The organism is Undibacterium cyanobacteriorum, from assembly GCF_031326225.1.
In the GTDB taxonomy this organism is placed as follows: Bacteria; Pseudomonadota; Gammaproteobacteria; order Burkholderiales; family Burkholderiaceae_D; genus Undibacterium; species Undibacterium cyanobacteriorum.
Genome location: NZ_CP133720.1, coordinates 1,885,133 through 1,904,450 on the forward strand (window position 1 = coordinate 1,885,133; position 19,318 = coordinate 1,904,450).

At 48.4% G+C, this 19,318-nt stretch carries 16 protein-coding genes; 12 read left to right on the forward strand and 4 right to left on the reverse strand.

Going from position 1 to position 19,318, the window contains the following annotated elements:
* The first annotated feature begins 9 nt into the window (after window positions 1-9).
* From nuoL to RF679_RS07800, 5 genes are all read left to right on the forward strand, one after another.
* Window positions 10-2,043, forward strand: coding sequence for an NADH-quinone oxidoreductase subunit L (gene nuoL, locus RF679_RS07780; RefSeq protein ID WP_309483649.1), 2,034 nt, complete (start codon window positions 10-12; stop codon window positions 2,041-2,043).
* Between the two features lie 68 nt (window positions 2,044-2,111).
* Window positions 2,112-3,602: an NADH-quinone oxidoreductase subunit M gene (locus RF679_RS07785; protein ID WP_309483650.1), complete on the forward strand. Its 1,491-nt coding sequence runs from the start codon at window positions 2,112-2,114 to the stop codon at window positions 3,600-3,602.
* A gap of 101 nt (window positions 3,603-3,703) precedes the next feature.
* Entirely contained in the window at window positions 3,704-5,182 is a 1,479-nt protein-coding gene (gene nuoN / locus RF679_RS07790; protein ID WP_309483651.1) for an NADH-quinone oxidoreductase subunit NuoN, read from the forward strand.
* Window positions 5,183-5,225: 43 nt separating this feature from the next.
* On the forward strand, window positions 5,226-5,525 hold the full coding sequence (locus RF679_RS07795) for a DUF2818 family protein (RefSeq protein ID WP_309483652.1): 300 nt from the start codon (window positions 5,226-5,228) through the stop codon (window positions 5,523-5,525).
* 72 nt (window positions 5,526-5,597) lie between these two features.
* Entirely contained in the window at window positions 5,598-6,179 is a 582-nt protein-coding gene (locus RF679_RS07800; RefSeq protein ID WP_309483984.1) for an NUDIX hydrolase, read from the forward strand.
* A gap of 204 nt (window positions 6,180-6,383) precedes the next feature.
* Here the strand turns inward: RF679_RS07800 and RF679_RS07805 are convergent, their stop codons facing one another.
* Window positions 6,384-8,057 (reverse strand): electron transfer flavoprotein-ubiquinone oxidoreductase, encoded by a 1,674-nt coding sequence (locus RF679_RS07805; protein WP_309483653.1) that lies wholly within the window; start codon window positions 8,055-8,057, stop codon window positions 6,384-6,386.
* Window positions 8,058-8,455: 398 nt separating this feature from the next.
* On the opposite strand from RF679_RS07805, the gene RF679_RS07810 reads away from it, so the two are divergent.
* Both RF679_RS07810 and RF679_RS07815 read left to right on the forward strand, forming a co-directional pair.
* On the forward strand, window positions 8,456-9,232 hold the full coding sequence (locus RF679_RS07810) for an SDR family oxidoreductase (protein WP_309483654.1): 777 nt from the start codon (window positions 8,456-8,458) through the stop codon (window positions 9,230-9,232).
* 100 nt (window positions 9,233-9,332) lie between these two features.
* Entirely contained in the window at window positions 9,333-9,731 is a 399-nt protein-coding gene (locus RF679_RS07815) for a VOC family protein (RefSeq protein WP_309483655.1), read from the forward strand.
* An 87-nt stretch (window positions 9,732-9,818) separates the two neighbouring features.
* Here RF679_RS07815 and RF679_RS07820 read toward each other — a convergent pair whose 3' ends face one another.
* Window positions 9,819-11,654: a carbohydrate-binding protein gene (locus tag RF679_RS07820; protein WP_309483656.1), complete on the reverse strand. Its 1,836-nt coding sequence runs from the start codon at window positions 11,652-11,654 to the stop codon at window positions 9,819-9,821.
* 475 nt (window positions 11,655-12,129) lie between these two features.
* A complete protein-coding gene (locus tag RF679_RS07825; RefSeq protein WP_309483657.1) occupies window positions 12,130-12,684 on the reverse strand; it encodes a LuxR C-terminal-related transcriptional regulator in 555 nt (184 codons plus the stop codon).
* 351 nt (window positions 12,685-13,035) lie between these two features.
* On the opposite strand from RF679_RS07825, the gene RF679_RS07830 reads away from it, so the two are divergent.
* Together RF679_RS07830 and RF679_RS07835 are read left to right on the forward strand one after the other, a co-directional pair.
* The gene (locus RF679_RS07830; protein ID WP_309483658.1) at window positions 13,036-13,734 is read left to right on the forward strand and encodes a CoA transferase subunit A; all 699 of its coding nucleotides are present in this window, start codon (window positions 13,036-13,038) and stop codon (window positions 13,732-13,734) included.
* Between the two features lie 24 nt (window positions 13,735-13,758).
* Window positions 13,759-14,397, forward strand: a complete 639-nt coding sequence (locus RF679_RS07835) for a CoA transferase subunit B (protein ID WP_309483659.1) — start codon at window positions 13,759-13,761, stop codon at window positions 14,395-14,397.
* A gap of 157 nt (window positions 14,398-14,554) precedes the next feature.
* On the opposite strand, the gene RF679_RS07840 is transcribed toward RF679_RS07835, so the two are convergent.
* The gene (locus tag RF679_RS07840) at window positions 14,555-15,349 is read right to left on the reverse strand and encodes a 3-hydroxybutyrate dehydrogenase (RefSeq protein ID WP_309483660.1); all 795 of its coding nucleotides are present in this window, start codon (window positions 15,347-15,349) and stop codon (window positions 14,555-14,557) included.
* A 181-nt stretch (window positions 15,350-15,530) separates the two neighbouring features.
* Between RF679_RS07840 and RF679_RS07845 the strand changes: the two genes are divergently transcribed.
* The 3 genes from RF679_RS07845 (at window position 15,531) to RF679_RS07855 (ending at window position 19,191) form a co-directional block, all read left to right on the forward strand.
* Entirely contained in the window at window positions 15,531-16,340 is an 810-nt protein-coding gene (locus RF679_RS07845; RefSeq protein ID WP_309483661.1) for an alpha/beta fold hydrolase, read from the forward strand.
* Window positions 16,341-16,489: 149 nt separating this feature from the next.
* Window positions 16,490-16,840 (forward strand): RidA family protein, encoded by a 351-nt coding sequence (locus RF679_RS07850; RefSeq protein ID WP_309483662.1) that lies wholly within the window; start codon window positions 16,490-16,492, stop codon window positions 16,838-16,840.
* 113 nt (window positions 16,841-16,953) lie between these two features.
* A complete protein-coding gene (locus RF679_RS07855; RefSeq protein WP_309483663.1) occupies window positions 16,954-19,191 on the forward strand; it encodes a RelA/SpoT family protein in 2,238 nt (745 codons plus the stop codon).
* Window positions 19,192-19,318 lie beyond the last annotated feature (127 nt).

Here is a 19,318-nt window from a genome sequence, read left to right on the forward strand (position 1 = left end):
AGGGTCGATATGGCGGGGCAACTTAACCCACATTTACTGTTAGCAGTACCTCTAGCACCTTTGGCTGGTGCAGCGATTGCTGGTCTGCTTGGTACCAAGTTCTTTGGCAACCTCATTGGTCGCAAGACAACTCACACGATTACGATTCTTGGCGTGCTTGTGTCCTTCATCCTGTCGGCAATGACCTTGTCTGATGTGATCAACGGTGCCTCGTACAATGGCACTTTGTATCAATGGATGAACGTGGGCGGCATGAAGTTAGAAGTTGGCTTCTTGGTCGACAGTTTGACCGCCATGATGATGTGCGTTGTGACTTTTGTCTCCTTAATGGTACACATTTACACTATTGGGTATATGGCTGAAGACGAAGGTTATAACCGCTTCTTCGCATATATTTCTTTGTTCACGTTCTCGATGTTGATGCTGGTCATGAGCAACAACTTCTTGCAATTGTTCTTCGGCTGGGAAGCAGTCGGTTTGGTGTCATATTTGTTGATTGGTTTCTGGTACACCAAGCCAACAGCGATTTACGCGAACATGAAAGCATTCTTGGTCAATCGTGTCGGTGACTTTGGTTTTATTCTCGGTATCGGTTTGTTGGTGGCGTATGCTGGATCCATGAACTATGCCGAAGTGTTTGCCAAAAAAGAGGCACTCGCTCCTTTGACTTTGCCTGGCACAGACTGGATGTTGATTACAGTCGCATGCATCTGCTTGTTCGTAGGCGCGATGGGTAAATCCGCGCAGTTCCCATTGCATGTGTGGTTGCCAGATTCAATGGAAGGTCCAACACCGATTTCTGCCTTGATTCACGCGGCGACGATGGTGACGGCTGGTATCTTCATGGTGGCACGTATGTCGCCATTGTTCGAAATGTCTGACACCGCGCTAAGTTTTATCATGACTATCGGTGCGATTACAGCATTGTTCATGGGCTTCATGGGCATTATTCAAAATGATATAAAGCGCGTGGTTGCTTACTCGACTTTGTCTCAGTTGGGTTATATGACGGTTGCTCTTGGCGCGTCGGCATATTCCGTTGCGGTATTCCATTTGATGACACATGCTTTCTTTAAAGCTTTGCTGTTCTTGGCAGCTGGCTCTGTGATTATTGGTATGCACCATGATCAAGATATCCGCAATATGGGTGGCTTGTGGAAATACATGCCTAAGACATGGTTCACGTCCTTGATTGGTTCCTTGGCTTTGATCGGTACACCATTCTTCTCTGGTTTTTACTCGAAGGATTCGATTATTGAAGCAGTCATGGCATCCCATTTGGCTGGTTCCAGCTTCGCTCAATTCGCGGTGTTAGCCGGTGTGTTTGTGACGGCGTTCTATTCATTCCGTATGTACTTCTTGGTATTCCATGGTAAGGAAAACTTTGGACACGCACATCACGGTCATGACGATCACCACGACGACGGACATCACCACGGCTTGGCACCCGGCGAAAAACCTCATGAATCGCCAGCGGTTGTATGGGTACCTTTGGTCTTGTTGGCAGTGCCATCCTTGTTGATCGGTTTATATACAATCGAACCAATGTTGTTCGGCGATTTCTTCAAAGGCGTCATTTTTGTTGATCACCACGCACATCCAGCAATGGAAGAGTTGGCGCATGAATTCCACGGTTGGCAAGCAATGGGTATTCATGCGTTGCAGACGAAGCCATTCTGGTTAGCACTTGCCGGTGTCGCGACAGCCTACTTCTTCTACATGGTGAAGCCGTCGATTCCTGCTGCAATCAAAGTAAGAGCCAGCGTTTTGTACAACATTCTTGAGAACAAGTATTACATGGATCGTTTCAATGAGATCGTTTTTGCTGGCGGTGCACGATTGCTCGGCGGCGGTTTGTGGAACGTTGGTGACAAGGGTCTGATCGATGGTTTAGTGGTCAATGGAAGTGCAAAACTGGTGGGCCTGTTTTCGAAAGTGGTGCGCTTGTTCCAAACAGGTTTCATTTATCACTATGCGTTTGTAATGATCCTAGGCGTACTCGCATTCTTGTTGTATTTCATGCCTTTGCCGTTCTCGAAATAACAAGATAGTGACTTCAGTTTTTAGAGTTGCTCAACAGTGACTAAATAAGTGACGAAAAAAAGAAAATTATGATGCTGTCAAATACTCCCTTACTAAGCCTAGCGATTTGGGTTCCTATTGTCTTCGGTATATGTGTACTCGCCGTAGGACGTGACAAAAATGCGGGTTTCGTACGCTTGCTTTCACTCGTTGGTGCGCTTGCTAGCTTCGCCGTGACCATTCCATTGGTAACAAATTTTGATAACGCAGCGCATGGTTTGCAATTCGTTGAAAAAATGAGTTGGATCACGCGCTTTAACGCGCTCTACGCACTGGGTGTCGACGGTTTGGCTATGTGGTTGGTGCCATTGACCGCATTCACAACGGTCATCGTCGTTATTGCAGCATGGGAAGTGATCGAGAAGAATGTTGCTCAGTATATGGGCGCGTTCCTGATTTTGTCGGGTTTGATGATTGGTGTGTTCTGCGCCACGGACGGCTTGTTGTTCTACGTGTTCTTTGAAGCGACTTTGATTCCGATGTACATCATTGTTGGTGTATGGGGTGGTCCAAATCGCGTCTACGCCGCGTTCAAGTTCTTCTTGTACACCTTGTTGGGTTCCTTGTTGACCTTGGTCGCAATCGTCTATTTGTATTTGAAATCCGGTAGCTTTGAAATCGCTGCTTGGCACCGTTTGCCGTTGCCGCTTGACGTCCAGATTATGCTTTTCGTCGCATTCTTGATGGCGTTTGCGGTGAAGGTACCGATGTGGCCAGTGCATACATGGTTGCCAGATGCCCACGTTGAAGCGCCAACTGGTGGTTCAGTCGTCTTGGCCGCGATCATGTTGAAACTCGGTGCGTATGGTTTCTTGCGGTTCTCCTTGCCGATCGCGCCAGATGCGAGTCATTCCTTGGCAGGGTTGATGATCACTCTTTCCTTGATTGCTGTGATTTATATCGGCTTAGTCGCCCTGGTGCAAAAGGATATGAAGAAGCTGGTGGCTTATTCCTCGATCGCGCACATGGGTTTTGTTACGCTCGGTTTCTTCATGTTTAACGAGATGGCAGTGCAGGGCGCTGTAGTGCAAATGATTTCCCACGGCTTTGTGTCCGCGGCGATGTTCTTGTGTATTGGTGTTTTGTATGATCGCGTTCACTCTCGTGAAATTGCTGACTACGGTGGTGTGGTGAACACCATGCCGAAGTTTGCAGCGTTCTTTATTCTTTTCTCCATGGCCAACTGCGGCTTGCCAGCGACGTCTGGGTTCGTCGGTGAATTCATGGTCATTATTGGTGCAGTGAAGTTCAATTTCTGGATTGGCTTGATGGCAGCCACCGCTTTGATCTTTGGTGCGGCATATTCCTTGTGGATGGCGAAACGTGTGATCTTTGGTGCGATTACACACGATCATGTGGCCAAGCTCAATGATTTGAATAAGCGTGAGTTCTTCATGTTAGGCGTACTTGCGATTGCTGTCATCGTTATGGGTTGCTACCCAGGTCCAGTGACTGATGCAATGCAAGTTTCTGTCAGTGATTTGCTTAAGCACGTGGCGACCTCGAAATTGCCAATGTAAAACGGTTTCGGTCATCTCGTGTATGAGAGACCAGTGATTGAATAGCTTCAGCTTGGAAAACCTTACTGAAGCAACGATAAATGTAAGTAGAAATAAATAATATGAACCTGATACCACTACAACTTTATCCAGAAGTGTTCTTGATCCTAGCAATTTGCGCGGTCCTTGTGATCGACATGTTTCTAGGCGAAGACAAACGCAATGTTACGTATGCGTTGAGTTTACTGAGTATCGGCGTTTGTGGCTTGTTGACCATGTATGTGTCGACGCCTTCATCGGTCTACCTGAGCAACAATATGTTTGTTTCAGATGCGATGTCGAATTTGATGAAACTGTTCTCTTACATTGCCGTCGGTGTCACGTTCATTTATGGTCGCCAATATGCGAGTGATCGCGGTATGACGAGTGGTATTCTCGGTGGTGAGATTTACGTGATCGCCATGTTCGCCTTGCTGGGTCAAATGTTTATGATTTCCGGCAATAACATGTTGGTGATTTACCTCGGTTTGGAATTGATGTCTTTGGCTCTGTATGCATTGGTTGCCCTGCGTCGCAACCATACTGTATCGACTGAAGCTGCGATGAAGTATTTCGTCCTCGGTGCTTTGGCCTCTGGTTTCTTGTTGTATGGTATCTCGATGATCTACGGTGCCACAGGTAGTTTGAATTTGAACGTGATTGCGACAGAAGCAGCGAAGGTCACAGCGAACAAAACAATTTTGACCTTTGGTATTGTTTTTGTGGTGGCTGGTTTGGCGTTCAAACTCGGTGTTGTGCCTTTCCATATGTGGGTACCAGACGTTTATCAAGGCTCTCCAACGGTAGTCACTTTGCTCTTGGGTGGCGCTCCTAAACTTGCAGCTTTTGCTATTTGCTATCGTGTGCTTGCAGAAGGTTTGTTCCCTCAAGTGATTCAATGGCAGCAAATGCTCATTGTGTTGGCGGTGTTGTCGATGGCGGTCGGTAACATCACTGCAATTGCGCAGACGAATTTGAAGCGTATGTTGGCCTATTCAACCATTTCTCAAATGGGTTTCATGCTCCTAGGTTTTGCGTCTGGCGTTTCCAATGCAAGCCCGGCCTTGGCAGTGGAAGCTTATAGTGCTTCAATGTTCTATTCGATTACCTACGTGATGACGACTTTGGGCACGTTCGGTATGATTCTTTTGTTGTCTCGCAAAGGTTTTGAGGCAGAAGAAATCGCGGATTTGAAGGGCTTGAACAAACGTAGCAAATGGTTTGCTTTCATCATGTTGCTGTTAATGTTCTCGTTGGCTGGTATTCCTCCAATGATGGGTTTTGCAGCGAAGTTGGCCGTGATTAGTTCAGCTGTCGCTGCAGGTCAAATCTGGTTGGCTGTGTTGGCTGTCATGTTCTCGCTGATTGGCGCTTTCTACTACTTGCGTATCGTGAAAGTGATGTATTTTGATGAACCACAGGACGAATCTCCGATCGTTGCGAGCACCGATATGAAATTGGTTCTCAGCGTGAATGGTTTGGCCGTACTCTTCTTGGGTATCATGCCTGGTTCATTGTTGGGTAGCTGCGTTGAAGCAATCAGAAGCGCCTTGGCTTCTTGATCCTGAGTATTCTGATTTTTTGATTTTGATTAGGTAAGTGCTAGTGAACGTTTCGCTGTTTAGTTCTGTGGTGATTGCACTGGCGCTGATACTCGCGACTTTACCTTTCCTCTCCGAACGTTTGTTTGCGCTGATTGCGCTCGAACGTTTCCCCAAAAAGCCATTTTGGCTCCGTTTGATTGAACTGCTGACATACTACTTTTTGGTCGGTGTGCTCGGCTTCGCGCTCGAATCCAAACTTGGCAATCGGTTCCCACAAACTTGGGAGTTCTATGCGGTGACGTTTTGCATGTTCATCGTGTTTGCATTCCCTGGTTTCATTTATCGCTACCTAAAGAAGTAGCCTGCGTTTATGTCCAAGCCTGTCGATACCTTGATTGATCCTGCAAAGTTGGATTTAAGTGAGTCGGCGAATATGCATTTGGCTGAAATAAGGAAGAGCAGCCAGCGCGCTTATCAGGGGCATTTCCTACAAGTAGAACAAGATACAGTTACTTTGCCGGATGGTGCTGAGGTCAGTCGCGAATACATTAAGCATCCGGGTGCGGTTGTCATCTTACCTTTATTCGATGATGGTTCCGTGCTGTTGGAGCGCCAATTCCGCTATCCCTTGCATCAAGTCTTTTTAGAGTTCCCTGCCGGGAAGATCGATCCCGGTGAAGACCATCTTGAATGCGCGAAGCGCGAATTGCAGGAGGAGACAGGATTTACTGCGCAAGAGTGGTCGTTTGTCTGCACCATTCATAACGCCATCGCTTACTCAGATGAACATCTCGAAATTTATCTGGCTCGTGGTCTGATTGCTGGTGAAGCAAAGCTTGATGAAGAAGAGTTCTTAGAAACTTTCCGTGCTCCAGCAACGCAAGTCTTGGAGTGGGTACGTGAGGGTTTGATTACCGATGTGAAAACGGTGATTGGTGCTTTCTGGCTTGAGAAAATCATGCAAGGTGAGTGGCAGGCTAAACCATTGAATTCAGCGAGATCAGATGACGACTAGATTTGTTGATCTTGGAGTAGGGTGGCATTCTTTGCTTAGTTTTAAACTCAGTTTCAAATTCAGTTCCCAAGCTCGTTTTCCTGATGATTTTCGATCTGCCTGAATTTGCCCGATTTAACCCTATTTTGCGATACAAAAAAGCCCCACCAAAATTTGAGTGGGGCTTTTTATTTTTGAGCTTGACGATTAGTTCAAGCGACGTCATTACATACTCGAGTAGTTTGGGCCACCGCCGCCTTCTGGAGTGACCCAGACGATATTCTGGGTCGGATCTTTGATATCGCAAGTCTTGCAGTGAACACAGTTTTGCGAATTGATCTGCAGACGATCTGAACCATCTTCATTCTTCACAAATTCATAGACGCCAGCCGGGCAATAGCGTGATTCTGGACCTGCGTATTTCGCTAAGTTCACATTGACAGGAACTCCCGCATCTTTCAAGGTCAGATGAATTGGTTGATCTTCTGCGTGATTGGTATTTGAGATGAATACCGATGACAAACGATCGAAGGTCAACTTACCATCAGGCTTCGGATAATTAATCGGTGTGAACTCAGAAGCAGGGCGCAAGCAAGCGTGATCTGGTGTCGAGTGACGGAAAGTCCAAGGTGCTTTGCCACGCAAGAGTACTTGGTCGATCCATACCATTGGTGCACCGTAAGCACCGCGTTTCAGCAATGGTTTGACGTTTCGAGCGACATGCAATTCCTCATGCAACCAAGAGGCTTCAAACGCTGTGCTATACGCATTCAATTCGTCATGTTGACGACCTGCTGTGACTGCTTCGAAAGCAGCGTTAGCTGCTAACATACCTGTTTTGATCGCGGCATGGCTACCCTTGATACGGCTCATGTTGAGGAAGCCAGCATCACATCCGATCAAAGCGCCACCTGGGAAAGTCAATTTTGGTAGAGACTGCAAGCCACCAGCGGTGATCGCACGAGCACCATAGGACAAACGTTTTGCGCCTTCAAAGTAGCCGCGAATTGCTGGATGAGTCTTGAAGCGTTGGAATTCTTCGAATGGCGAAATGTAAGGATTCTCATAAGCCAAACCAACGACATAACCGACCGCCACCTGATTGTTCTCGAGGTGATATAAGAACGAGCCTGCATACTGATCAAACATTGGCCAGCCAGTGGTATGAACCACCAAACCTGGTTTGTGATGTTTAGGATCGATTTCCCACAGCTCTTTAATCCCGATGCCATACGATTGTGGATCTTTGCCTTTGTCGAGTTCAAACTTGGCGATCATTTGTTTGCCGAGATGGCCACGTGCGCCTTCTGCGAACAAAGTGTATTTCGCATGCAATTCCATGCCGATCTGGAAGGATGGCGATGCTTCACCTTCACGATTGACGCCCATGTTGCCAGTCGCAATGCCTTTGACTGAACCGTCATCGTTGTACAGCACTTCTGCGGCTGTGAAACCCGGGAACACTTCGACACCAAGCGACTCAGCTTGTTGAGCCAACCAACGTGTGACATTACCCAAAGAGATGATGTAGTTGCCTTCATTGTGAAAGCATTTTGGTACTAACCAGTTTGGCGTACGATAGGCGCTAGTCTCAGTTAATACCAAGATTTCGTCTTCAGTGACCGGCGTATTGAGCGGCGCACCCAGTTCTTTCCAATTCGGGAATAATTCGGTTAGCGCTTTCGGATCCATAATCGCGCCCGACAAAATATGCGCGCCGGGTTCGCTTCCTTTTTCTAAGACGACGACGGAAATATCTTTTCCGCTTTCGTTGGCCAATTGCTTGAGTTTGATCGCAGCCGACAAGCCTGCAGGGCCTGCACCGACGATCACAACGTCATATTCCATGGCATCGCGTGGGCCGTATTCTTCTAAGAGTTTTTGCGAGGAAGTGGTCATGTTATGGGATCTTTCCAAAAAAAAGGAACGAGCGTGCTAATTTGAATACCGGATCTTAGGGGGAGTCCGGTATTTCTGCAAGACGAAAAACTAGTGGTGAATTTCTAAAGCGCGCTTTGTGTTGTTTTTGCTATGGGCGAATTATCCCAGATTTTGCGTGACTTGCCTGCCTTTGTCTGCGCACTTTCTGCAAATAGAGCGTGTCATGTGACGCTTTGCCACAGGCGACTCTGACTCTATTTTGTAGTGCTTTACAAATGTGGTAGCTCGGTAGGCAAGTGGTGGGTTAGTGATGCGGTAGTGGTGAGATAGAGCAAAACTTCTGTGACGAGCTTGCCATGAAGTACATGTTTGCAGGTATGATGCAAAACTAAGTTTAACTGTGCTTGGAGAATTTCATGGGAATCGAAGTCAATTTCGAAGGTAAAGTCGCATTGGTAACTGGCGCATCAAGTGGTTTGGGCGAACGCTTTGCGAAGGTCTTGGCAATGGCTGGCGCAGAAGTGGTTTTGGCATCGCGCCGTACTGAACGATTGAAGGAATTGCGTGCCGAAATCGAGGCTGAAGGCGGTGCTGCGCATGTGGTCGCTTTGGATGTGACGGACTACGCCAGTATCAGATCGGCGGTCGCCCATGCGGAGACCGAGGCAGGGCCGATCGACATCTTGATTAACAATTCTGGCGTGTCGACGCAGCAGAAATTGGTGGATGTGAGCCCAGAAGATTATGCCTTCGTGATGGATACCAACCAGCGTGGCGCCTTTTTTGTCGCGCAAGAAGTGGCGAAACGTATGATTGCGCGCTCGAAGGGTGACCACAAAAAACAGCATCGCATTATCAATATCGCCTCGGTGGCAGGCCTTCGTGTGATTCCACAATTGGGCATCTACTGCATGAGTAAAGCAGCAGTGGTGCAGATGACGAAGGCAATGGCGGTTGAGTGGGGTAAATTTGGCATCAATGTGAATGCCATTTGCCCTGGCTATATCGAGACTGAAATCAATTCGGAGCATTTCCAAACGGAACAAGGCAAGCGCTTGATCGACATGCTGCCACGCAAACGCGTCGGTACGCCTGAGGATTTAGATGGTTTGCTGTTGCTACTCGCCGCTGAAGAATCTCGCTTTATCAACGGCTCTATCATTGCGGCCGACGATGGTTTGAGTGTGACTTAATCACCCTCTATGCCGATGTATCAAACTATGAGTTGAAGTCGAGAGATTCTAATCAAATTCAAGCCAAATTCAAGCCTAACCGCAGTCAAGGAACTGAGACATGAGTAAGAAAATTTTTCTGAATATCCCCGTGGCCGATGTGGCGAAATCAAAGGCGTTTTTCGAAGCGGTTGGCTTTCGAAGTGACTCGAAATTTGGCGGCGATGAAGGAGCTTGTATCGTCATCAGCGACAGCATTTTTGCGATGCTCACAACGCATCAACGCTTTAAAGACTTCACGCCAAAGGAAGTGTGTGACACCAGCAAGGCCGTTGAATTTCTGATCAATCTACAATGCGAAAGCCGTCAAGAAGTCGATCAACTTGTGGCCAATGCCTTGGCTGCGGGCGGCTCAACGTATGATCAAGCCGAAGACCTCGGCTTTATGTATTCACATAGTTTTGTCGATCTCGATGGCCATGGTTGGGGATTGTTTTATCTACCAGAATCTTCGAACTGAGTTAGTTTCGATTGTAGATAAAAGAGCGTGAACGGATAGATCCAATCACGCTCTTTTTGTTTCAAAAATCTGATTGCACTGAGTGAATCAGTTCACCTTGGTAATCCTAAACCAATTCAAATTCCAGCCACCATTATTGGCTTTGATGCCCAATTTGTGACTGCCTGCGCTGAGATTGACGGTGTGGCGAATCGTGGTCCAGTTTTGCCATCCGCCCGTCGATGGAATATTGATGGAGCCGTAGGATGGTGTGCCGCCTGCTTCTTCCAGACTCAGATTGCCACCACCGTTGAGGCTGGCAACGCGGTATTCGACCGTGTAAGTGCCGCTGCTTGGAATGTTCACCGCAGGGTAGGACATCCAGTCACCCGCATCGATGTAGCCAACGTTTAATCCACCGCCGGCATCGCTGGTGTTTTCTAACTTCACACCGCTCATGACGAGGTAATCTTCGCCTTGGATGGTGATGCCCTCAGTTGGTGGTGTGCTTGGCTCAAACTTAATCCAGTTGAGGTTAAAGCCACCTGTTTTCGCTGATACACCCAGATTTTGTTTACCTGCTGCGAGGTTCACGGTGTGGCTGACCGTGGTCCAAGTCTGCCAGCCGCCGGTATAGGGTACATTCACGCTGCCGTAGACGGGCGAGCCGCCGGCCTGCTCGAGTTGTAATACTCCCGTACTGTTCGGGCTAGCAACACGATAACTGACCTTGTAAGCGCCAGCGGCAGGGACATCAACGCTATAGCTCATCCAATCGCCGCTATCGATGTAGCCGACGTTTTGTCCGCCGCCACCATCGCTGGTGGTTTCCGTTTGTACACCCGACATGGAGCAATATCCTTCGGCTTCGACCGTACCCGGCAAGGCCACCGTGGTGCAAGTTGTTGGTGAACCTGGCCAGATCGAGATAATGTTCTTGGCCAAGGTACCTGAGGCCGTGAGTTGCGATGCACTCCAATTGCCAGTCGGGCTTGCACCAGGTACTAAGGCTGAAGAACCTTCCGCTTTGTCATTGAGTGACCAATTCGCATTGCTGATGTTGTTGCGCTTCATGAAGTCGACCCAGGCCGCAGTTTCACCGGCATTCACGCCGCCATCGCCAGAGGCATTGACTGAGCCCCATTCGGTCACGAATAAAGGAATGCCATTGCTGAGGGCGGTGGTAGCCCAATCGCGTAAATATTGACCGTGGCTGCCCGCGTAGAAGTGCAGGGTGTAAGCGATGTTTTTGTAACCTGTAATCGGATCGCGCGAGGCCTCATCGACTTTTTGTGACCATTGTGGTGTGCCAACGATGATCAAGTTGTTTGGATCAATCGCGCGAATCGCAGAGATCACCGCATTCGCGTACGGTTTGATGGTGCCACTCCACGAGATCTGTAAGGGTTCATTGTAGATTTCATAGATGACATTGGGGTAGCCCTTGTAAGTTCGCGCCATTTCTTGGAAGAAGGCGATCGATTGTGCTTGATAGTCTTCGGCATGATGCGTGTGCCAGTCGATGATGACGTACATGTCATTGGCGATCGCGGCATCAACCACAGCTTTGACGCGATTCTTGTTGGCCACAGGGTCTTGCAAATAACCGCCGTCATCGTTGACACCCATCGCAGCGCGCACAATATTGGATTTCCAATCGCGCTTCAGCGTGGCGACGACACCAGCGTTGTAGAACTTCTCGCCACCCCAATTGTTATTGCTCCAAAACAGACTGTTCCCAGCAAAACTGGCGACTTGTCCGCCCGCGAGCACTTTGTTGCCGCTGGTGCTTAAAGGCTGTACCGCATGGGCTTGGAAGCCGAGGCAGATGGCAAGGGCTGTTAAACCGTATTGAAGTCCAAGCTGAAGGCCGCGAGATCGTGGAAGGAGATCGGATTGCGAGCTGAGTTGAAGGCAGGAAGTGATCATGTTGACTGTGTTCATAGTGTCTCTCTTTATTGTTGAAATTAAAAAACAGAACCAGCGTGACGTATCCCTTTGCAAATAGGGGATGCTCAAATATCGGGGGGGATATCCGTGTTTTGCGCTATGACGGTCCGGACGACACAGAGCAAAGGCACAGCAAATTTGAGCACATAGGGGCACTAGCCGGTGATATGGGCACTCAACTAGCGGAGTCTCAGTGCTGAGCCGAGACTCGTGTGAAAAGCATTCTCAGTATCTTAATTTCGACCTTTGATGATCTTAAAAAGATGCATGAAAACGATTTCACAAAAATCAGCTTAGCATGGATTTTGAAAATATGGAATCGTTTCCAAATGAATTTTTAAAATATATTAAAAGTTAAGTTTGTGCTCGGAATATGAAGAAAGAGTGGAGGAAGATTTTTCAAAGAAAGCCGCCTAGTGAGACAGGCAATGAGTTGGTACTCGCGAATGTAGATCGTCAGCACTTCTTACTAAGCACTGATCCGCAGCAGCTTATTAATCAGTTCGCTGGAACTGTTGGCTTGCAGTTTCTTCATGAGCTTGGCGCGATACATTTCGACCGTGCGAGGGCTGAGATCGAGTTGGCGTGCGATCAGTTTGCTGGTTTTTCCGTCGACGATGAGGGCAGCGATTTCGCGTTCGCGGGCGGTCATTTCGGGTGACACCGAACGTTTCGCACTGAGGTCTTCGAAAGTCCAAATCCCGCCAGCATGGGGGTCTTTCGGATCAAGAGCCCGACCGGAAACATGGCACCAAAACAGTTCTTGGTTGGCCCGTTTCATAATGCGTTCATCCGAGTAGTAGCCGGTCGCATTTAAGATCGGCACCAAGCGAGCGCCGGTGCGTTCAAACTCATCGCTGCTCGGATACAGCAAGAGGAAGGATTCACCGACTAAGCGTTCTTTGCTGTGCCCAAACATCTGTACCATCGCCTCGTTACACGTGATCATGCGGCGATTTTGCGACACACACATACCGACTGGTGCGAGTTCGAAAATAGCAGCGAAATCAATATTGGTGCTCATGGTGGGCGTGGTGAATGAGGATGATGTTGGTTGAAATGCCATCTAAGAGCAAAATCGTGCCTAGCATACCGTGAAGTCCCGCGCTTGGCGAGTATAGAATGCCAGCTTTAGGGTGAGCTTAAGGGCGAGCGTAATGGGGAACTTAAGGGTGAACTCAAGGGCACGATCAAAATGCGAGGTCTATTCGCGGTATTTGCGGGGAGGGCGTGCTTGCTGAACTCTTGTCGTCGCCGACTATCGTAGTTCTACGGTATTGCTATTCGTAGGAGGGGATTCTATGCTGTGTCTTTTGCGATAAATTGCTCGCATCATTTGAGTATCATTGTGTGATTTTCTAAAAAAGGGAGACCTATGAATAAGCTCTATCCAGACGCCGCATCTGCTTTGGCAGATATCGTTGCGGACGGCCAAACGATCGCCGTTGGCGGTTTTGGTTTGTGCGGTATTCCAGAAGCCTTGATCGCTGCTTTGCGCGACAGTGGCAAGACTGGTTTGACGGCCATTTCGAACAATGCGGGTGTTGATGGTTTTGGTTTGGGACAGTTGTTGACGACACGCCAAATCAAAAAAATGATTTCCTCCTACGTGGGCGAAAACAAAGAATTCGAGCGTCAATATTTGGCTGGCGAATTGGAACTGGAATTCACGCCGCAAGGTACTTTGGCAGAAAAATTACGTGCTGGCGGTGCAGGCATTCCCGCATTCTTCACCAAGACTGGTGTCGGTACCATCGTCGCTGAAGGTAAAGAAGTGCGTGAATTCGATGGCCAACAATATGTCATGGAACGTTCTTTAGTGGCTGACGTGTCTTTGGTCAAAGCCTACAAGGCCGATAAAGCGGGCAATTTGGTGTATCGTAAAACAGCGCGCAACTTTAATCCTAACGTGGCGATGGCAGGGAGAATCACCGTCGTGGAAGTAGAGCAGTTAGTTGAAATTGGTGAAATCGATCCGGATGAAGTACATACACCGGGCATATATGTTCACCGTATCGTCGTCAATGCCAATCCAGAAAAACGCATTGAACAACGCACAACGACACCTACTTAAACTTCAGCGATAGAGGAAATAATCATGGCATGGACTCGTGATGAAATGGCTGCACGTGCAGCCCAAGAATTGCAAGATGGTTTTTATGTGAACCTTGGAATCGGCTTGCCGACTTTGGTGGCGAACCACGTACCAGACCATATGGAAGTATGGTTGCAGTCTGAAAATGGTTTGCTCGGTATCGGCCCATTTCCAACCGAAGATCAAGTCGATCCAGATTTGATTAATGCAGGCAAACAAACGGTCACAACCTTAGCAGGCTCTTCCATTTTTAGCTCGGCTGATTCGTTCGCTATGATACGCGGCGGCAAAATCAACGTGGCGATTCTCGGCGCGATGCAAGTCTCTGAAAAAGGCGATTTGGCGAATTGGATGATTCCAGGAAAAATGGTCAAAGGCATGGGCGGCGCGATGGATTTGGTTGCAGGCGTCGGCCGCGTGGTCGTGTTGATGGAACATGTAGCAAAAGGTGATGCGCACAAGATCCTGAAGCAATGTAATTTGCCATTGACGGGCGTTGGTGTGGTCGATCGCATCATTACCGATTTGGGCGTAATGGATATTACGGCGAATGGTTTGAAGTTGATCGAATTGGCACCTGGTGTGACAAAGGAAGAGATCATCGCCAAAACTGAAGCAGCGCTTGATGTCTCGGCTGTTTAACGAGGTCTTGCATACCGCGACAAGTTGACGTTGGTGTGCTGAAAAATGAGAAGCCTGATGTCCCATGCGACATCAGGCTTTTTTATTGCTGAAAACGCGTTGTTCGTTTCTTCATCGGATTGGGTGTGATGCAACCCAATCCGTAGTACTCGCTATTTTATTGCGCGACCCAACCACCATCCATATTCCAAGCCACACCACGAATTTGGTTGGCTGCATCGCTGCAGAAGAAAACTGCTAAAGCACCGAGCTGTTCTGGTGTCACGAATTCACGTGAAGGCTGCTTTTCGGACAGTAAGGAAACCTTCGCTTCTTCATTGCTGATGCCATCACGGCTAGCACGGTCGTCGACCTGTTTTTGTACTAATGGCGTCAACACGAAACCAGGGCAAATTGCATTGCAAGTGATACCAGTGGTTGCTGTTTCGAGCGCTGTGGTTTTGGTTAACCCGACCAAACCATGCTTGGCGGCGACATAGGCTGATTTTTGCGCCGAAGCGACGAGACCGTGCACCGACGCTAAATTGATAATCCGTCCCCAATTTTTTTGACGCATCGCAGGCAAAGCGAGGCGGGTGGTATGGAATGCAGAAGTCAAATTGATGGCGATGATGGCATCCCATTTTTCAACCGGAAAATCTTCGATGCTGGAAACGTATTGAATACCTGCGTTATTGACCAAGACATCGATGCCACCAAATTCTTGTGCCGCTTGTTGCATCATGGCTTCGATCTCACTCGCTTTGCTCATATCAGCAGCGCTGTAAGACGTTTTAACGCTAAATTCTTGTTCGACCTTGTGTTGCAATGCCTTGATCTCATTGAGGTCGCCAAACCCGTTGAACACAATATTCGCGCCTGCTTCAGCAAGAGAGCGGGCAATGCCGAGCCCAATACCTGAAGTTGAACCTGTCACGAGGGCCGTTTTTCCTTCCAAAATACGTGTTGCCATGCTTTTTCCCTTACCTGAAAACAAATAAATAAAAATAAGTGTGCAGAAATCCAAAATCAACAAGGATTTTATGTCAAACCCTCGTTAAAATGCTAAGTCTGAGCGACTATTTTGAAAGTTAAATCACATGGGTTTTCAAATCAAAACTGTGCAGTGCTTATCGCCGGCAGGATTGCATTCCATGGCCTACAAAGAATGGGGTGATCCACGTAATCCCAAAGTCTTGGTGTGTGTGCATGGTGTGACGCGCGTGAGTGATGATTTCGATGCCTTAGCCGCTGCGCTGGAACAAGATTATCGTGTGATTTGCCCAGATGTGGTCGGCCGTGGCCGTTCATCATGGTTGGAACTTCCTCAGTCCTATCAAATTCCGCAGTATGTGAGCGATATGGTGACTTTGTTGGCACGCGTCGATGCGACCACGGTTGATTGGATGGGAACCTCGATGGGAGGCTTGATCGGTATTGGACTGGCGGCGATGAAGGATAGCCCGATTCGACGTTTACTCTTGAATGATGTTGGCCCCACCTTGAATTTTGAAGCGCTGCAAAGAATTGCCGAATACATTGATCAAGATGTACGTTTCGAAACCTTTGCTGAAGCGGTAAAGTTTATTCGCGAAATCTCTTTCTCATTTGGTCCGCATACAGATGCACAATGGGAGAAGTTGGCGCGCGATGTGTTGAAGCAGGACGAGAATGGTCATTGGAAACGCCATTATGATTTGAAGCTGGCGATTCCCGTCAAAGCCACGACGCAGGAAGTCGCTGCTGCAGGGCAAGCGATGTTGTGGGCGATGTATGACGCGATTCGATGCGAGACTTTGGTCGTGCGTGGTGCAGAATCAGATTTGCTCAGTGCTGAGACGGTGCAGGCGATGAGTCAACGTGGCCCACGAGCTCGATCCGTGGAGATCGCAGGCGTTGGTCATGCACCGACCTTCGTCTCGCCAGAGCAAATCAAAATCGCTCAAAATTTTTTCTTGGCATAAGGGATGCGGATTCGATTTTTAATTGGTTTGCTCACTTGGTTTGTTTAGTTGGTTAATTTAGTAGCGAGGTTGAATTCCGTATTGATTGAATTTCCAAAGCTGTTTCATCTTATTTTTATACCGACCCATCGGTGTTTTAGGAGTCAAAAGTGCTGCAACGTTTTCATGTAGGTCCGCGTTTGTCTGAATACGCAATTTTTAATAAAGTGGTGTATCTAGCGGGGCAGGTGCCGGAAGATAGTAGTCAAGATATCGTTGGTCAAACTCAAAATGTATTGACGCAAATCGATCGGTTGTTAGAGGAAGCGGGTAGTGACAAGTCTCGTATTTTGATGTGCCAAATTTTCATTTCCGATATGGCGAATATGGCGGGTATGAATCAAGCCTGGGACGCCTGGGTAGCGCAAGGAAATACACCGCCACGTGCGACCGTGGAAGCGAAATTGGCAAATCCAGAATGGTTGGTTGAGATCGTTGTGACCGCTGCGCAAAAAGAATAAAAATATCTTTAACGTTGGACGCTACATCAACTTCGATTTAGCGTTGTTTCAACTTCGATTTAACTTCGATGATGTAACAAGCCAGCCTTCTTTGTAGAATTTGTAGAGCAATTATGGTTTCTCTGTCTGCCTCCATCTCCGAATCGCAAATCGTCGAGGGGCTTTCTGCTGCCGACGCTGAACGCGTGCATCAAGCCCTCGAATTCGTCACACCGTACTTGCAAGATCACTGCATCGTCACCGAGCAAAATGGATTGCAATTCGCCTTGGGCGTCGCTTCTACCTTGGCGATGTTGAAGACCGATGTGGATACGCGCATTGCAGCTTTGTTGTTTGAATTGACCGAAGCACATCCGCTCGCAGCGGCGCAAATTGAGGCAAAGTTCGGTAGAGAGATTAATGATCTTGTACTCGGTGTGCGTCGACTTTTACGTTTGCGTGAGGCGACCTTGACGCAACATGATGTGGGGCGTGGCAAGGACGAGGCGGAACGCACTGCTTCGCAAATGGAAGTCCTGCGCAAAATGGTATTGGCGATGGCCAATGATATGCGCGTTGTCTTGGTGCGCTTGGCCTCGCGCTTAACATCCTTGCGTTACTTCGCTGAATGCAAACGCGACGATGGTGCGGTTCAGCAGTACGCGAGTGAAACCATGGACTTGTACGCGCCTTTGGCAAATCGTCTTGGCGTATGGCAGTTGAAATGGGAATTAGAGGACTTGTCGTTCCGTTTCTTGGAGCCAGAACAATACAAAAAAATTGCCAAGATGCTCGAAGAAAAACGCGTCGAGCGCGAGAGCTTCGTGGTGTCAGCGATTGCTCGTTTGGAGAGTGAGCTCAAAGCCGTCGATGTAAAAGCCGAAGTCAGTGGGCGCCCAAAACACATCTACAGTATTTGGAAGAAGATGAAGGGCAAGAAGGTCGATTTTGATGAGCTTTACGATGTACGTGCGTTTCGCGTCATCGTCGATGACATCAAAGATTGCTATACCGTCTTGAGTATCCTGAATAATTTATGGACCCCGATCCCTAAAGAATTCGACGATTACATTTCGCGCCCTAAACCAAATGGTTATCGGTCTTTGCACACCGTCGTGGTGGTTGATGATGGGCGCCCGCTTGAAGTGCAGATTCGTACTCGCGAGATGCACCAATCATCGGAGTTTGGCGTGGCAGCGCATTGGCGCTACAAAGAGTCGGGTAATTCAAATTTTTCCGCACATGAATACGATGAGAAGATTGCTTGGTTGCGCCAACTCTTGGCATGGAAAAATGAGGTCTCCGACGTGGTCGTTGACCAAGAACAATTGCAGCGTGAGTGGGTTGAGAAAGTCAAAGCCGCCACGCTCGACGATAGAATCTATGTACTGACACCGCAAGCACGCGTGATCGAATTGCCGACGGGCGCAACGCCGGTTGATTTCGCCTATCAATTGCATACCGATCTCGGTCATCGTTGCCGTGGCGCTCGTGTTGATGGTGTGATGGTGCCGCTCAACACCAAGCTAAAGAATGGCCAAACGGTTGAGATCATTACGCTCAAAATCGGTTCGATACAAACCGGTCCTTCGCGCGATTGGTTGACGCCAGAGTACTCCGTTGGAACCAGAACACGTAGCAAAATTCGCGCATGGTTCAATGCCATCGATCAACAAGAAACGCTCAATACGGGGCGCGGCATGATCGAGAAGACTTTGCAGCGCGAAGGGAAAACTTCGGTTAATTTAGAAGAGCTTGCTCGCAAATTGGCGTTTGCTAGTGTTGATGAATTATTTCTCGCCGTTGGCAAGGAAGAGTTCAGTTTGCGCCAAGTCGAAACGGCCTTACGTGATAATCCGGAAGAGGGCATTGCACCCGAATTAGTTATCGCCAATAAGAGTCGCGCTTCAAGTGTGATTTCTGGCGCGAAGTCGGGGGTGTTGGTGGTCGGCACCGACGGTTTGATGACGCAGTTAGCCCGTTGCTGTAAGCCCGCGCCGCCAGATGATATCGTCGGGTTTGTGACGCGAGGTAAAGGTGTTTCGATTCATCGCTTGACTTGTAAGAACTTCGGCGAGATGCGCAATAAAGCACCTGAGCGCGTGATACAAACCACATGGGGTGATAGTGGCAAGGATACCGTGTATCCGGTCGACATCTATGTTTTAGCACAAGATCGACAAGGCCTCCTGCGTGATATCTCGGAAGTCTTTTCGCGCGAAAAGATCAATGTGATCGGCGTCAATACGCAGAGCGCGAAAGGCCAAGCCAAGATGTCTTTCACAGTCGAGATTAACGGCACTTCACAACTGCAGAAATCGCTGAGCGTGATACGTGAGGTGGGTGGGGTGCAGGAAGTCAAGCGCGCTTAGTTCTTACCCATAAATCCAATTCTCGGGCGCAGCTCTTTGTTGCAAATGCGCGCCGTATTGACATACGGCTGTGCTTTGCGCCGCGATCTGCATCCCGATAATTGAATTTCTGGGTAAGGACTGGGGT

Excerpts from the sequence above, each read along its gene's own strand:
- nuoL (WP_309483649.1), top strand. The coding sequence starts at position 10 with ATGGCGGGGCAACTTAACCCACATTTACTGTTAGCAGTACCTCTAGCA.
- RF679_RS07785 (WP_309483650.1), top strand. The coding sequence starts at position 2,112 with ATGATGCTGTCAAATACTCCCTTACTAAGCCTAGCGATTTGGGTTCCT.
- nuoN (WP_309483651.1), top strand. The coding sequence starts at position 3,704 with ATGAACCTGATACCACTACAACTTTATCCAGAAGTGTTCTTGATCCTA.
- RF679_RS07800 (WP_309483984.1), top strand. The coding sequence starts at position 5,598 with ATGCATTTGGCTGAAATAAGGAAGAGCAGCCAGCGCGCTTATCAGGGG.
- RF679_RS07805 (WP_309483653.1), bottom strand. The coding sequence starts at position 8,057 with ATGACCACTTCCTCGCAAAAACTCTTAGAAGAATACGGCCCACGCGAT.
- RF679_RS07810 (WP_309483654.1), top strand. The coding sequence starts at position 8,456 with ATGGGAATCGAAGTCAATTTCGAAGGTAAAGTCGCATTGGTAACTGGC.
- RF679_RS07815 (WP_309483655.1), top strand. The coding sequence starts at position 9,333 with ATGAGTAAGAAAATTTTTCTGAATATCCCCGTGGCCGATGTGGCGAAA.
- RF679_RS07820 (WP_309483656.1), bottom strand. The coding sequence starts at position 11,654 with ATGAACACAGTCAACATGATCACTTCCTGCCTTCAACTCAGCTCGCAA.
- RF679_RS07825 (WP_309483657.1), bottom strand. The coding sequence starts at position 12,684 with ATGAGCACCAATATTGATTTCGCTGCTATTTTCGAACTCGCACCAGTC.
- RF679_RS07830 (WP_309483658.1), top strand. The coding sequence starts at position 13,036 with ATGAATAAGCTCTATCCAGACGCCGCATCTGCTTTGGCAGATATCGTT.
- RF679_RS07835 (WP_309483659.1), top strand. The coding sequence starts at position 13,759 with ATGGCATGGACTCGTGATGAAATGGCTGCACGTGCAGCCCAAGAATTG.
- RF679_RS07840 (WP_309483660.1), bottom strand. The coding sequence starts at position 15,349 with ATGGCAACACGTATTTTGGAAGGAAAAACGGCCCTCGTGACAGGTTCA.
- RF679_RS07845 (WP_309483661.1), top strand. The coding sequence starts at position 15,531 with ATGGCCTACAAAGAATGGGGTGATCCACGTAATCCCAAAGTCTTGGTG.
- RF679_RS07855 (WP_309483663.1), top strand. The coding sequence starts at position 16,954 with ATGGTTTCTCTGTCTGCCTCCATCTCCGAATCGCAAATCGTCGAGGGG.